The sequence below is a fragment of the Lederbergia citri genome (assembly GCF_018343625.1).
GTDB lineage: Bacteria > Bacillota > Bacilli > Bacillales > Bacillaceae_C > Lederbergia > Lederbergia citri.
The window spans coordinates 113,569-129,035 of the sequence record NZ_JAGYPG010000004.1 but is presented as its reverse complement, the minus strand read 5'-3'; the positions used below and the strand labels follow the sequence as shown (position 1 = coordinate 129,035).

Here is a 15,467-nt window from a genome sequence, read left to right as displayed (position 1 = left end):
TTAATATTCCTTACCATATTGCCTCTTATTTGTGATTTCCTCATTAACCATTTGATACATATTTTCCACACCTGCAGTTGATGCCTCGAAGGTAATTGCATTATCAATGTTAACACCAATATGATCAGCCTCTTTAGCTACATCAATATTGGCTCCAATAAAAAGAAATTCCCAATGATGATTTTCTTCTTGATGTTTTATCATCTCTTTTATTTTCTGATAAGTGAATTCTTGACTTGAGTTCTCCATGCCATCTGTAGTAATGACAAAAATAACTTTAACTGGCTTAATCCCATTAGTAAATCTATTTTCCACCTTCAAAATTGTTTTACCCACCGCATCAAGCAATGCTGTATATCCCCTTACAAAATATTCTCTCTCTGTCAGCTTCACTATTCTTGCATCAATCCCATTCCATAATACTTCATACCTATCATCAAAAAGAACTGCTGTTACCTTTGTTTCCCCTTCAAGCTTGCTTTGTTTTTCAATTAGCGCGTTAAATCCACTTATTGTTTCATTTTCTAGACCAGCCATAGAGCCACTTCTGTCAAGTAAAAATATGATTTCTGTTAACATAAAAAATCCTCCCATATTCATCTAATGGTATAATCATAGCTAAGATTATCGATATTTTGGTCGCCTTTAAAGCGACATTTGGGAGTTGAAAGTTTTGCTTAATGAAAAAGTGATTAGTGAATTGCAGGCGTTTATTGAAAATCATATTGCCATTAAAGTCTTTAATGTTTTTGAAGATATCCTCCTTGATAATAATTACAATGGGGAAATAACAGATTTTATACAAACTAAAAGAAAACCTACACTTCAAAAACTACTTTTCAGTTTCATTGACCAAAAAGGGGCAACAGATCCTGAAATATACCATAAAGCTGGAATCGACAGGAAGCTTTTTTCAAAAATACGGTCAAATCCAACCTATCATCCTAGCAAACAAACGATTATCGCGCTTGCTTTAGCATTAGAGCTTGATCAAGAAGAAACCAACACTCTTTTAAATTCAGCAGGTTACACACTATCTGATAGTGAGACTTTTGATTTAGTCATTAAATTTTGTATTATGAAACGTATTTATAACATTCACGATGTTAACCAAGCGTTGGAACAATACGATTTAAAACCTTTATAAAAAAGACAATAGGATAATCCGATTATCTCGAATACTCCTATTGTCTCACGTGTTTAATGAATGGCAATCTCTCTGCTCTTTTTGCCTAAAAGGATCCCCGTTACCGCCATAGAGCATATTCCGAGTACAAACAGCAGAATGAATACATTATGCAAGCTTGATTCTAGAACAAACCCTTTTAATTCATCACTCAACCATAATCCTGAAACTGCAATTCCTATTGCCTGGCCGAGATTTTTTAATAAATTGTGAGAACCTACCGCTACACCACGAAGTTCCCACTCTACAGCGGATTGAACGGCAACGTTAAAGGCTGTATAGGCCAAACCAAATCCTACCCCCATTACTCCAGTCACGACCATCATCCATGCCACTGTCGTTTCAGTATTGAAAAACACCAATCCAATACAACTGACAATGATGATCGCAATTCCAGCTAATGTAATATGGGCAATAGGCTTTTTGCTCATCCACTTCCCTGCCAATAGAGCACCGAAAGGCCATGTAACGGACATTGGCAGCATTGCAATCCCGGAATAGGTAGCATTTAAATTCGTGACACCTTGCACCCATAATGGGATGTAAAACGTAACAGTGACAAGAATAAAGCCTAATAAAAAACCAGCAACATTCGGTATCGTAATTAATTTATTTTTAAAAAGGGAGAGCGGCAACATTGGCTCTTTTCCTTTTGCTTGAAACCAAATAAATAAGCAAAAGCCTACGAAGGTTACAATAAATAATATCGAAATTTGATTTGTAAGTTGTTTATGCTCTTTTACTAAAGTTAGAGCATATAAAAAGGCACTCATGAAAATCGTAAAGGTTAAAATACCAGGATAATCAATGATTTGCTTTTTCTTTTCGATATGTTCATGCAATGCCACCCATAAGAGAAATAAAGATACAATTCCAAAAGGCAGGTTCATAAAGAAAATCCAATGCCAGGAAATCGTATCGACGATGAATCCGCCAGCAAGAGGGCCGAAAATACCCGCAATTCCCCATACACTACTCATCCATCCTTGCATTTTTGCCCTCATGTTAAATTCAAATACGTCACCAATGATGGTAAAAGGAATAGTCGACAATGCTCCTGCACCAATCCCTTGAATGAGGCGAAAAATCACGAGCTGCTCCATTGTTTGGGACAGGCCGGAAAGCATTGAACCAATTAGAAATACGATTGTTCCGATCGTAAACATTAATTTGCGGCCATATAAGTCAGCCAATTTTCCAAATATCGGTGTACTAATGACAACCGCTAATAAATAAATGGAAATCACCCATGTATACAGATGGCTGCCACCAAGATCCTCTACAATTTTTGGCATAGCCGTACTGACGATGGTTCCTTCAATGGCAGTAAGAAATGTTGATATTAATAACGCTATAACAACAGATTTTTGTTTTGTTTCTCTATTCAATTTTTGTCTCCCCTTTATTAGAAAAGCGTAGATGCCTTGCTCATCGACGTAAAAACTTCAGTGCCTTTGACTGAGATAAAGGAAACACGACGAGGGACGAGTCGATGTTGACTTACGCAAAAGAAAAGGACAAGAAGTTTGCTAGTCGATAGGCATCGAAGCTAGACATTAGAAAAGCGTAAGCTCCGGAGCTTGACACTACCATTGATTTTAAAATATTCAACTTTATTAAGTATAGCAAATTGACTGTAGAGTTCACATGGGAAAATCTTTCCGATGAAAAGAACAAAAGCGCAAGCGCCTGTTCAGCGACGTACAGGCCCACAGGATGTGGGTCCGTCGACGTTGCCACAGGGAAGTGGCAACGTCGACGTTCCCCTCTAGGGTTCTGACGAGATAAAGGAAACACGGTGAGCCACGAAAAGCAAATGTTCTGAGGCAAAAAAGACGCTCTTTGACTTTATTGCCTCAGGTTATTTGACCTCGAGGGGCTGGCGTAGCTGGACATTAAAAGGCGAGTCGATGTTGACTTATCGTAGGAAGAAACTGAAAGTTTGCTAGTCGCTAGGCGTTGGAGCTAGACGGGAACTACCTTTTTAAAGTTAGCCACAAGGTTCCATATAAAATTTCCTAGAAAACAAAAAAGCTGTCCTCTTAAGACAGCAGTTTCGTTTCAGGTTCATATATATTTTTTTGATAAATATTCAGATAGCAACGTTTCCATTTCTTGGGCATTAACAGGCGGGCTGAACAAATAACCTTGGAGCTCATCACAGCCCATTTGCATTAATGTATTTTTTTCGCCAATTGTTTCGATGCCTTCCGCCACAACGTTAAGTTGAAGTCCTTTTGCCATGCTAAGAATCGACTGAACTAATCGCGACTTTTTCATCATCTGATCGATATCTGATATGAACTGACGGTCAATTTTAATTTCATCGATTGGCAGCTGTAATAATGGATATAAAGAGGAATAGCCCTTTCCAAAATCATCAATCGATATTTTCACACCAATTTCCTTTAATTGCTTAACAATATTCGCTACATAATCCAAATTTTTTATAAAAACACTTTCCGTAATTTCTAGCTTAATATATTCTGGTGCCAAACCGGATACTTCCAACGCTTCTTTCACCATTGAAACTAATGAATCTTGTTGAAACTGTTTCGCTGAAATGTTTACGGAAACAGGAATTTTAGGATAACCTTGATCTTGCCACTCTTTATTTTGTTTACAGGCATGGATTAAGGACCAACGATCAATTTGTAAGATTAACCCTATTTCCTCTGCAATAGGGATAAAGGTGCCCGGTGAAACAAATCCAAGTTCAGGATCAATCCAGCGAATTAATGCTTCCATACTGGTAATTTTGCCAAATTGAAATTTAGGTTGGTAGTATAGATCAAAATCTCCTTTATCGACAACTAGCCTCAATGAATTTTCAATTAGGAGACGATCCTCATATTTATTCCGCATCGATTCATTGAAAAAGTGTGCGACAGATCCTCCTTTTTCTTTTGAATGATACATTGCAATATCAGCGCTTTTAACAAGACTATCGATATCCTCACCATTTTCAGGATATATGCTAATACCAATACTCGCTGTCACATAAAGCAAATGACCTTGAATCGTGAATGGAGATGAAAATTCTTTTTGCATTTGCTCCAGCATTTCATGTACTTCTTCTTTCTTTTCCAAACTAAAAACAATAACAAATTCATCTCCGCCTAACCTGAAAATATAGCTGCGCTCGTTGTGGAATATGCGAAGCTGGTCTGCAACTAGTTGAAGTAGTTGGTCACCTGCCATGTGTCCAATCGTATCGTTGACTTGCTTAAATTGATTTATATCAATAAAAATAACAGCAAATTGTTTAGATGGTTGGGTATAAATCAATCCATTTACATAATCTTGGAAATGCCTACGATTAGGGAGCCCGGTCAACACATCATAAAAAGCTAAATGATTTAATCTAAACTCGGATTCTATTAATTGCTCTGTCTGCTCCTTCAATTTATTATTCATCTCATTGCTTTCACGAAATAATTCCCCCAGCTTTTCTGCCATTTCTCTTAAGTTTTTTGAAAGCATCCGCAACTCGGAAACATGCCCTTGTGGCCATTCAATTTCTTCATTTTGAACGAGTTTTTGCGGCAGGTGGGTCGTTGCCAATGTCAGCTGTCTAATATTATTCATGAAAATTCCACTGACCTTCTGTACAAACATAATGATGAAAATTGCAAACAGCACTGAATATCCAAGTTGCTTCAAGAAAATGTTATAAAGAATACTTTGATATTGAGAGATTGGTATTTGGACCATTATTTTCATAGAGAGTGGTTCAATTTCTTCTGTATATAAATAATATCCTCTACTCCATTTACGAAACGGGTGGCCATCATCGCCCTTTGGTAAAATAACTATGTAATCTTTTTCTTTTTTATATAAATCAAAATTAGTTTTCCAATCGTATACACTTTGAATAGAAATGTTCGTTGAAGTCGATGCATACACAAGATTATTCGCATCGATGATAGTGGTATCAAAATCATTGGTTTGGTAACGTTGAACCACATCATTTAACTTACTAGTTTGTAAATCTTCCTTCTTCCAATTCGATATTTCACTGTTTATTAAATTTACACTCTTTTTTACATCATTAATATGATCTTGAACTAAAGAATCCTTGGCATTCCAGACATTTGCCACAACACTAAAAAAGAAAGGAATAAGGATGGAGATAAACGTAATATGAGATAAAAACTGATGAATAGAAACATTATTACGATTAATCTTATTATTTTTAAAGAATTTATAGAAAGGAACATATGCTAAAAGCATATCTGCAACTAAGACATTGAATAAACCATTAACAATCGTTTTACTTATGACAAAATAAAGAGAACTTCCAGTCAAATAGGTATGATTAATGAATAAAATTCCAATGAAACCAATCGTCATCCAGAAAAAAGCATCCACAAAAAACATTTTCGCTCTTCTGCCTTTACGAAAAAAATTACCTACAAACAAGATTTCTACTATTAATAAAGCATGCAGAGCTACATAAGAATAGTGGTGAGGTATAAAGACAAAGGCGAGTAAACCTGCGATCACAGCATGAGGCAGGCCGAAAAGGCGTAGCATTAAAAATAAGAAAACACTTGTAAAAGTAAATAAAATCCCATATATAAATGTCATGTTAAAGCTTGCGGATAAAAAAATTAATCCTAATAAAAGAACAAAAAGCAGAACTTCACTATTCCATTTAATAAATTTAGACATATAAACAATCCAATCTTTTTTAATACATCCTTTATTAACATAATATATGGATAGAGTTATAGTTGTAAATGACTATGTATAATTTAGAAAATCGAATCTCATATTTAAGGGATACAGTTCCGTTATTCCTTTAGAGGATAATGTTTTAAATCATTTCTCAAACTTTCAAAGGCTTGGCAAATTGTATCGTTTTACTAGGATTAAAAGATCTTTGAAAAATAGTGAAGTGGCTTAGGCGCCTTCTTCTTCGTATGAGCAGCTCAGAACTAAACTTATTAGAATATTAGAAAATTTTACCAGAATCGTTATCTTAAGGATTAACTAAATTTTTAAATTCAAGCAATGTTGTACTATTATTAATTCGCACTCTCTTCATTTCATACAAGGACTCCGAAATGTTCGCTATCCCTGGTTTTGTAGTAACAGCATATTGATAAATTTTTTTCGTTTCTTCGATTACTTTGTCGTTATATTGACCTGCTGGATAGGCGAGGGCTGTAACCTCTCTCCCGGTTATTTCCTCCAATTTTGTTTTAATATCCCTTAATTCTGTACGGTAGTATAGAGTTTCCCTTAGATCCGGATGTGTTTCCGTATGTGATTGAATAGAAATTATCCCCGAATCGCTCATTTCCCTTAATTGACTTCTCGAAAGTCCACTTTTCGTATCAATTTTCCTTCCTACCATAAAGATTGTTGCCTTCGCCTGAAAAGTTGAATCATTAAGCGTCTTTAAAATATGGAAGGCATTCATGTTATTCTTATAACCATCGTCCAACGTAATTAATATTGGTTTCTTTATATTTTCAAGGTTTGTAATATCATCAAATGTGATTGGGGTAAATCCTTCTACTTTTAAGTATGTCATTTGCTCTTCAAAATTTTCCGGCGTTATAAAAAGTTCTTTGTATCCATTTCCTTTAAATTCGTCTATGGAATGATACATTAGAATTGGCACTTTAAATCCGTCATTTGTAGGATCTTGGTTTACAGCTTTTACATATTCCGTATTTCTCCAAGAAAGAATTAACATAAATGCAACAAAAACAGTGATTAGTTGTCTTCTGCGCAGCATACATATCTCCTCCAAACTAGGGCAACAATTCTTTTATTTTTCCAATCATGAATAGAGTTATACATGAAACTCCTAATATTGACTTATCACAGAAAAGTTCACATTGAGTTCATAAAGATATTGTAAGATTAGTTATGTTAGATGAGAGCACCATAATCTTTTTAATCATCTTTTTACCATTTAAAATAAAGGGTTGAATGAATATGCCGAAAATCTTAATTGTTGATGATGACTCATATATTCGGGAATTAGTAAGTCTTCTCTTGCGGAATGAGGGATTTATTATCTTTGAAGCTTCTGATGGTGTCGAGGCCCTTTCCATTATTGACTCAGAGCAGGTAGATATGGTGATTTTGGATATTATGATGCCGAACATGGATGGTTGGGAGCTATGTCGTGAAATCAGAACTTTTTATGATTTTCCTCTGCTTATGCTTACAGCAAAAAGAGAGACCTCACAAAAGTTAAAGGGATTTGAAATGGGCACAGACGATTATTTAGTAAAACCTTTTGAACCACTTGAACTTGTCGCTCGTGTAAAAGCACTCTTGAAACGTTATCAGGTTTCCATTTCTCAACGTGTACAAATTGGCAATCTGCTTTTAAATCGTAAAACGTATGAAGCGGTATCCGATGGCAACCTATTTGATCTGCCGAGAAAGGAATTTGAACTGCTCTATTTATTAGCGAGTTATCCTGGAAAAACTTTCACACGCGAACAATTAATCGAAAAAATATGGGGCTATGATTATGAAGGGGATGACCGTACAGTAGACGTTCATATAAAACGAATCCGCGGACGATTTCCAGACAATCAATATGATTTTCAAATAAAGACGATTCGTGGATTAGGGTATCGATTGGAGATAAAATCATGAAATTTCGCATCAAAATGTTTTTTGGTTTTTTATCCATCATCCTGTTGTTATTAATCTGTTGGTCTGCAGCCTATTTTTTAACTGATTCCTTCTCTAGTTATATAAATATAAAACTAAACAGTTTTCTCATTCAACTTATTAATTCATTGTTAGGATTTTTTATTTTCGGCTGCTGCATGTTTCTTATCTCTCGTATTTTTTCTCGCCAAAGGCAAAGACATATAGAATTTATTCAGTCCATTATTAATGCGATGAGGCAGATTGCTAGAGGGGATTATAATGTTAGATTAAGCAAAATTTCAGGACATGAATTTCGGGATGATCCATTTTCTCAAATCGTCGACAATATCAATTATATGTCACGGGAATTAGGTCAATTGGAACAAATGCGCCAAGAGTTTGTATCAAACGTTTCACATGAAATTCAGTCTCCCCTTACTTCTATTAGCGGTTTTGCCCGAGCTTTACAAAATGAACAACTTAAACATAATGAAAGATTACACTATCTTACAATTATCGAGACAGAAAGTCAGCGATTATCCAAACTAAGCGATAATTTACTTAAACTGACATCTTTAGAATCTTCCCAATATCCTTTTGAATTAAAAGAATATCGTTTAGACAAACAACTGCAGCATATTGTTCTGGCATGTGAACCACAATGGTCGGCAAAGGAAATCGAATTCGATCTTTCCTTAGATAAAATGAATATTATTGCTGACCAGGATTTACTAGATCAGGTTTGGATGAACTTGCTTAATAACGCGATTAAATTTACACCAGATGGTGGAACCATTAGCATAAAAATCTCTAACCTAAATGGAGATGTAGCCGTTACGATCACTGATACTGGAATAGGTATTGCTGAAAAGGATCAACTCCATCTGTTTGAACGTTTTTATAAAGCCGATAAATCACGAAATCGAAATATAAGTGGAAGCGGACTGGGCCTCTCCATTGTCAAAAAAATCATTGATATGCATGGCGGGACAGTAAGTGTGACAAGTAAACAGAACGAAGGATCGACTTTCATCGTTACTTTCCCTGCTCATCACGAAAAAGAATAGGAGTCACCTACATGAAAAATAAACAAAATAGTCTTAAGCCTTTTATCTCCCTTATTTTATCAACGAACATTCCGAAGTTAGCACTAACATTCGGATTGATTGCCAGTTTGATTACAACACTGGCAGGTCTGGTCGTTCCCATCCTTACAAAAAATTTAGTGGATGGCTTTTCATTGTCTATGTTGAGCGTCCCTCTGATCATTGCGATTGGTGTCGCATTCATCGCTCAAGCGATTATTAGTGGATTATCTCTTTACTTACTAACTTCAGTTGGTCAAAAAATCGTCGCCAGGCTTCGAGATCGCATGTGGCTAAAGCTCGTACGCTTGCCAGTTAGCTATTTCGATAAAACATCAAGTGGAGAGACGGTTAGCAGAGTTATAAATGATACAAGTATTGTAAGAGAATTAATTTCGCAGCATTTCCCGCAATTTATTACAGGAATTATTTCCATCATCGGTGCAGTTTCCATCTTATTGATTATGGATTGGAAAATGACACTTATGATGTTGATTGCCGTTCCGATTACAATTTTGGTGATGTTTCCACTTGGTCGACAAATGGCAAAAATATCTCGGGGTCTACAAGATGAAACAGCTATATTTACTGGTCATATTCAGCAAACACTTAGTGAAATTCGATTAATGAAAGCATCGACTGCTGAACAATATGAAGAGAAACAAGGGCTGTCTGGCATTCAAAAATTACTTAGTTTTGGTTTAAAAGAAGCGCGTGTCTTTGCTTTAATAGCACCCATCATGCAGTTTGTCATTATGCTCGTCATAGTGATAATCATTGGATACGGTGGGATGCGTGTAGCGAGTGGAACAATGTCCACTGGTTCGCTGATTGCTTTTCTGCTCTATCTTTTCCAAATCATTATGCCCGTCACCACCTTCGCAATGTTTTTCACCCAATTACAAAAGGCAAAGGGGGCAACGGAAAGAATTATTAATATTTTGGAATTACAATTAGAAGAAGGTCAAGACGGATTAGACATTGATATAACGAATAAACCCGTCCATGTTGATAATGTTTCATTCGCTTATAGTGAAGATGAGCCAGTTTTACGAAATATTTCATTTGAAGCCCAGTCTGGTGAAATGATTGCTTTTGCCGGACCGAGCGGTGGTGGTAAGACAACGATGTTCGGCTTATTGGAACGATTTTACGAGCCAACTTCAGGGGACATTCGAATTGGTGACACTTCCATTAAAGATTTGTCTATCGTATCATGGCGCAGTCAAATCGGTTATGTTTCCCAGGAAAGTGCAATGATGGCCGGAACAATACGTGAAAATCTATGTTACGGCTTAGAGAATTGGCAAGAAATATCTGATGAACGACTTTGGGAAGTTGCGAAAATGGCTTACGCAGATGAATTTATTAGGGAATTCTCTAATGGTTTGGATACAGAAGTTGGCGAACGTGGGGTTAAATTATCTGGAGGTCAAAGACAACGGATTGCTATTGCACGAGCCTTCTTACGAGATCCAAAAATTCTAATGATGGATGAAGCAACCGCTAGTTTAGACAGCCAATCAGAAGGAATCGTCCAGAAAGCATTGACTCGTCTTATGGAGGGACGTACTACATTCGTCATCGCCCATAGGCTATCCACAATTGTCGATGCAGATAAAATCATATTCATAGAAAAAGGGGAAGTAACCGGAAGCGGGACACATCAAGAATTAATAGAAACTCATGCGTTATATAGGGAATTTGCAGAACAGCAATTGGCATAGGAAAATAGATTAGTAAAAAGGAAGAAATCCTAACATGGACTTCTTCCTTCCATTATTTTCAATATATAAAACCGCTGTTATTTGCTCTATGACTATCTTGTTTTTAACTTTTTCCCCATCAATCTTTGATAATCTGAAATGTCTTCGGGCTTTACTGGATCAATGTTAATAACCACCTTCCAACCCATTTCTTCGCAAACAGCATTAAGTTCATTTGCTTTTTCCTCTGAATTGACACATAAGACAGCTGGTCTTGCACTAGATCCTAATTTAGACATTTCCCTTCCTCCTTTTATTTTGAACTGAAATCCAACTCCATCAGCTTTTCATATGCTTTGTTTCGTGTATAATTTTGCGACTGCCAAGAGTCTGTTGGCCTTAATTCCGTCTTCAGCAGCTTTAACAAGTGCTCCAAATCAGGTTCATTAGGATTCTTTATATAAATTTCAATCAACCCTAAACGACCAGCCGAAGAAAAGCTACTTAAATAAAGAGTGTCAATTTTTCCTGTTTGGTCATAGCGTTCAATATTGCGTTCAACAACAAACTTGTCAATGTTAACAACATTGAGTCCAACATAATAAATGAGAGAAGCAATGAAGTAAAAGTGAAATAATGATAGTTTTTCAAGCCAGATTTTTATTAATGTGTAGGCTAGGATCACCATAAGGAAAATCATAAACGAATGCGCAAGCACTCGCGTAAACGTGAAGCCATACGCATCCTCATACATTGTCAAACGCATGAATGCTGAAACAAGAAGTACTCCACTCGATAAAACTAGAATTGTTAAAGCTATACGAATCGCACCTTTTAAAAATCCTCGAATTTTGTTCATAAATTGGATAACCCCGGTAGTTACAGTCAGGTTAATCAATGTGACAAACAGCAATTCAAAGAAACCACGTCTCGCATATTCCGCATAAGTATATCCTTCATCAAGTGTACCGCTGAAAAAATACTTAAATTGAATAGCAACAAATAATATATAGACTACATCAAGGAGAAGTAATATCGTAATCGTGATAATTCCGTCCATCGAAATCGGCTTAATTTCCTTACGCTCAATATTCGTATTTTTTTGCCAAAGATTTTCCATAAAGCCGAAGAATCCGAACGTACAAATGAGAATAATGATTATACGAAAGACATACTCCCCATTAAATGTAAACAAGCTTGGTATGTTGGAAATGAGCTTTTCAAATTGAGTGTCGGCTGAAATTAAAAGATTAAGAATGATAAACAATAACGGAACAGATATGATAAGTCCAATTAGAACTTTCACCCAAACATCATAATGCTTTTTGTTAACACTTTTTTTAAACTTTCCAGAAAGGTATTTTGTAAAAATGGCACTATACTTTAATCCATCAAACACGCGACGGACCGAATAAAATATAAAGCGAACATTGCTCCATTCTGTTTTTTCCCGAGAAGTAATTAAGGAAAGATGAATAATGACAAGAGCCGGGATGATAACGATATTTAACATATAAAAAAGGGTTGTGTCATACAGGTAATAACCTATTGCCAATAACCATATGGAGATCAATATCAAATATCCAATTCGTTGATGCGTAAATGAATACGTTCGAAACCTGTAGTAAAATATGATGTAAAATACTACGATGAACACGATATAGGAAATACCAATCTGATATCGGAAAAACGCTTCTTCCGCAATAACTCCTACTAAAAAGCACATAATGAAAAACAACCAGTCTATCTTTTCGATTTTTATCTCCATTATATTACCTCCTTTTTCTATGTATATAGATATTCTATGTATACAGCTAAAAAAAAGCTTAAATTGAAGCTTTTTTTCCCCATTTATAACTGATTAAGCAAACCGGATATAAAAGAAACGTGAACATAATACAAAGTCCAATAAATGATTCCGTCAGTAATGGGTAAAACCATTTATGAGGAATAATTTGAAAAACGGTCAAAATCATCAAAGTGATATTCGGAATCAACGCTAAAAAGAAAGTCCTTTTTAGCAGTTTCTTTCCATTATGACCAAATCCTCTGCCAATTTCATAGCCTAAAAGTGCCCAAAAAAATAAGTATATGAATGCAATGATAATTGGAAAAGTCGTCAAGCGATTCCATATGCTGGTTAACCAATTCCACTCAAATAAATTATGGGCAAGGGTAAGGACGGCCCCACCACCAAAAAACAATATATTCACTGCAATAAACAGCCATTTCATATTGCTCGGTGTAACAGAAAGCTCTTCTTTCCACATAGCTGCAATTTCTTTAGGTGTCCCTAGGGTTGTATAGAGTAGGTTCTGAACTTCATGCTCATCAACTGGATTGGAGAGACTATTAAGGAACTCATTTAGATGATCATCGTATTCTCTTAAGATTGAGTCTTTTTCCTGATGATTAGCAAGACTTTCCGAAAGTTCCGCTAAAAAGTCACTCTTCAACCGTTCCACGATCTTTTCTCCCTACTACCTTGTTCATGACTGAAACAAAGTCGTGCCATTCATTGGTTTTTTCAAGAAGCATTTCTTTTCCTTCTTCAGTTAAATGATAATACTTCCTTGCTGGTCCCTTGTCCTGCTCTTGCCAATAGCATTCGATGTATCCTTGCTTTTCGAGCTTATGAAGTGCTGGATACAGCGTACCTTCTTTAAAAGAAATTCCGTTGCTGCTCCGCTTTTCCAGCTCTTTTACAAGCTCATATCCATACATATCACGCTCGTCTAGTAGTTGAAGCAGTAAAAGAGCAGTACTCCCTTTTACCAATTCCCGATTAAACATATTTTCACCTACCTAGTTTTATTAGGTATATAGAAATTCTATATTAATTAATATGGATTGTAAAGAATTTTTGTAAAATTATTTTGCCGGAGGGCCAAATTTGCCATCATGGAAATCTCGAAAAGCCTGCTTAATTTCTTCCATCGTATTCATTACAAAAGGACCGTAAGCTACGACCTCTTCTTTTAATGGAACTCCAGAATAAACAAGTAATTTTGCACGATTATTAGCCTTGATGACTAATTCACTATCCTGATCTGATCCTTCTTCTTTATACGTAAGAGTTGCGACACCCGTTTTTCTTAGTTTAATTTTTGATGTACCAATTTCCACTTCACCTGAGCGGACAATTAGAAAAGCATTATGATTTTCGGGAAGGATATGTGTATAGACTCCTGCCTCATTGAAAGATATTTCCGTCATCGTAATAGGTACAAGACTATTCATCGGCCCAGTAACACCAGCAATTTTTCCCGAGTAAACCTTTAGGCTTCCATTATCAAAAGGGATAACGGGAACATCCTCCACATAAATATTCTGGTAGCTTGTTTTCGTATTTTTTAAATGCTTAGGGAGATTTAACCACAGCTGAAGTGTATGAATTAGGTCGTCATCGACTGCTTCTTCTGCATGTCTCGCTGCCCATCCAGCATTCATATATTGGACATCTCCCGCTTCTAAAATTGAATGGCCACCATGGTTGTCGATATGCTCGAGTCTACCATCAATCACATAAGTAATCGTTTGAAAGCCGCGATGCGGGTGGTCAGAAAAAGTACCACGCTTAAACCAATCATCCGCCATTAAAATAAATGGATCAAAATCTTCCTTACGTTCTGGCGGAAGCACCCAGCCTTGTTGAACGTGAGGATAACCATTTTCATTGTATTTCACGTACCAATGGTCTTTTACATCACGTTGAAAATTTATTTCGTTTTGCATAACTCATTCCAGTTCCTTTCACTATGCTGTTATGAAGAGGTACATATTGATATTTCCGATTTTAATGCCCCGGATACCACTCCAAATTAACATTATCACGATTGTACTCGACCAACAAATCATCCGCGACTTGAATAAGCAAATCTTTTAATTCTACAAGATTTATCCATTCCTCTGGTATTTTACCAAAACCTAAAAAGGCTCCAAGAATATTGCCAGTAATAGCTCCCGTACTATCGCTATCACCATTATGATTTACCGCGACAATTAATGCTTTTTTAAAATCATCCTGGTACTTCAGCGCACAATAAACAGAAATGGCAAGCGCCTCTTCACCGACCCATCCTTCTCCGAGTTCTGTAATAGCATCTATATCCGCCAAATTTCTTATTGAAAGCTCTAATGCTTTCTTTAAAATTTGACTGCACTCATTGTGATAATCGTAATTTTCAAGTTCAAACATAGTGTTTTTAACGGCTGTCTCTAAATCTTGTCCCTCTATAATAGACGCAATTAAATAAGCTAACGCTCCGGCCGAAAGATAGCCCGATGGATGTCCGTGAGTAAGCGCAGCGAATTTCGCCGCCATGTCAAAAGATTTTTCTTTCCTATAAAACAATCCAGCAGGTGCAACCCGCATTATACCACCGCAACCTTTACTATCGTTAATCGGCTCCTCTATAGATCCTTGTATTCTACTATTTAGTGCTGATAGACACGTATTTCCCGGAGCTCGCTGTTCAAAAAGTTCTTTAACCTTAAGAAGCCAGCCATCATAGATCCATTCGTATTCTATTACTCTCGGATAGCCTTGAGTGAGCAGCCATCTCTGATAAGCATGAAATACTACCGACGGTGGATGACAGATTCCTTTTAGTACACCTCTCGTTTCTGCTCTTAGCATACCTTCCACCGTAAAAAGTGTCATTTGCGTATCATCCGTTATCTCCGCTTTTCCGGATGAAGAAATTTGTAAATCTTGAATCCCTTCAAGACCATAGCGGTGATGGATTTCATCCAAACTCATAAATTCAACCGGCCAACCTAAAGCATCTCCAATTGCTCCACCTAAAAGACATCCTCTAAAAGAATCTTGATTTCGTTTCATGATATCATCCTTTTTAGTTT

Annotated in this window: 14 protein-coding genes; 4 read left to right on the top strand and 10 right to left on the bottom strand. The window is 36.3% G+C overall.

All coding sequences use genetic code 11. The annotated features are described in order from the left end of the window. On the bottom strand, positions 1–579 hold the full coding sequence (locus KHA97_RS20185; RefSeq protein ID WP_213126599.1) for a vWA domain-containing protein: 579 nt from the start codon (positions 577–579) through the stop codon (positions 1–3). A gap of 94 nt (positions 580–673) precedes the next feature. Here KHA97_RS20185 and KHA97_RS20180 point away from each other — a divergent pair, with 94 nt between their 5' ends. After that, a complete protein-coding gene (locus KHA97_RS20180; RefSeq protein WP_213126598.1) occupies positions 674–1,147 on the top strand; it encodes a hypothetical protein in 474 nt (157 codons plus the stop codon). 53 nt (positions 1,148–1,200) lie between these two features. On the opposite strand, the gene KHA97_RS20175 is transcribed toward KHA97_RS20180, so the two are convergent. The 3 genes from KHA97_RS20175 to KHA97_RS20165 all read right to left on the bottom strand — a co-directional run bounded on the left by KHA97_RS20175 (position 1,201) and on the right by KHA97_RS20165 (position 6,935). Next, positions 1,201–2,574, bottom strand: a complete 1,374-nt coding sequence (locus KHA97_RS20175) for an MDR family MFS transporter (RefSeq protein ID WP_213126597.1) — start codon at positions 2,572–2,574, stop codon at positions 1,201–1,203. A 679-nt stretch (positions 2,575–3,253) separates the two neighbouring features. After that, positions 3,254–5,860: an EAL domain-containing protein gene (locus KHA97_RS20170; protein ID WP_213126596.1), complete on the bottom strand. Its 2,607-nt coding sequence runs from the start codon at positions 5,858–5,860 to the stop codon at positions 3,254–3,256. A 310-nt stretch (positions 5,861–6,170) separates the two neighbouring features. Beyond that, a complete protein-coding gene (locus KHA97_RS20165) occupies positions 6,171–6,935 on the bottom strand; it encodes a polysaccharide deacetylase family protein (RefSeq protein WP_213126595.1) in 765 nt (254 codons plus the stop codon). Positions 6,936–7,138: 203 nt separating this feature from the next. On the opposite strand from KHA97_RS20165, the gene KHA97_RS20160 reads away from it, so the two are divergent. The 3 genes from KHA97_RS20160 to KHA97_RS20150 are packed head-to-tail and all read left to right on the top strand — an operon-like array spanning position 7,139 to position 10,625. Continuing rightward, positions 7,139–7,813 carry a response regulator transcription factor gene (locus KHA97_RS20160; protein ID WP_213126594.1) on the top strand — a complete coding sequence of 225 codons (675 nt, stop codon included), beginning with the start codon at positions 7,139–7,141 and terminating at the stop codon, positions 7,811–7,813. Beyond that, the gene (locus KHA97_RS20155; protein ID WP_213126593.1) at positions 7,810–8,880 is read left to right on the top strand and encodes a sensor histidine kinase; all 1,071 of its coding nucleotides are present in this window, start codon (positions 7,810–7,812) and stop codon (positions 8,878–8,880) included. Before KHA97_RS20160 ends, KHA97_RS20155 begins: the two co-directional genes overlap by 4 nt. An 11-nt stretch (positions 8,881–8,891) precedes the next feature. Further along, a complete protein-coding gene (locus KHA97_RS20150) occupies positions 8,892–10,625 on the top strand; it encodes an ABC transporter ATP-binding protein (protein WP_213126592.1) in 1,734 nt (577 codons plus the stop codon). 92 nt (positions 10,626–10,717) lie between these two features. Here the strand turns inward: KHA97_RS20150 and KHA97_RS20145 are convergent, their stop codons facing one another. From KHA97_RS20145 to KHA97_RS20120, 6 genes are all read right to left on the bottom strand, one after another. Further along, a complete protein-coding gene (locus tag KHA97_RS20145; RefSeq protein ID WP_213126591.1) occupies positions 10,718–10,903 on the bottom strand; it encodes a hypothetical protein in 186 nt (61 codons plus the stop codon). A 14-nt stretch (positions 10,904–10,917) separates the two neighbouring features. Then, positions 10,918–12,372 (bottom strand): DUF4153 domain-containing protein, encoded by a 1,455-nt coding sequence (locus KHA97_RS20140; protein WP_213126590.1) that lies wholly within the window; start codon positions 12,370–12,372, stop codon positions 10,918–10,920. 58 nt (positions 12,373–12,430) lie between these two features. Beyond that, positions 12,431–13,069, bottom strand: a complete 639-nt coding sequence (locus KHA97_RS20135; RefSeq protein ID WP_213126589.1) for a DUF1700 domain-containing protein — start codon at positions 13,067–13,069, stop codon at positions 12,431–12,433. Continuing rightward, positions 13,050–13,397, bottom strand: a complete 348-nt coding sequence (locus tag KHA97_RS20130; RefSeq protein WP_213126588.1) for a PadR family transcriptional regulator — start codon at positions 13,395–13,397, stop codon at positions 13,050–13,052. The genes KHA97_RS20135 and KHA97_RS20130 overlap by 20 nt, the downstream gene beginning before the upstream one ends. A 78-nt stretch (positions 13,398–13,475) precedes the next feature. Continuing rightward, entirely contained in the window at positions 13,476–14,339 is an 864-nt protein-coding gene (locus tag KHA97_RS20125; RefSeq protein WP_213126587.1) for a pirin family protein, read from the bottom strand. A 61-nt stretch (positions 14,340–14,400) separates the two neighbouring features. Then, entirely contained in the window at positions 14,401–15,447 is a 1,047-nt protein-coding gene (locus KHA97_RS20120; protein ID WP_213126586.1) for an ADP-ribosylglycohydrolase family protein, read from the bottom strand. Between the last annotated feature and the right edge of the window lie 20 nt (positions 15,448–15,467).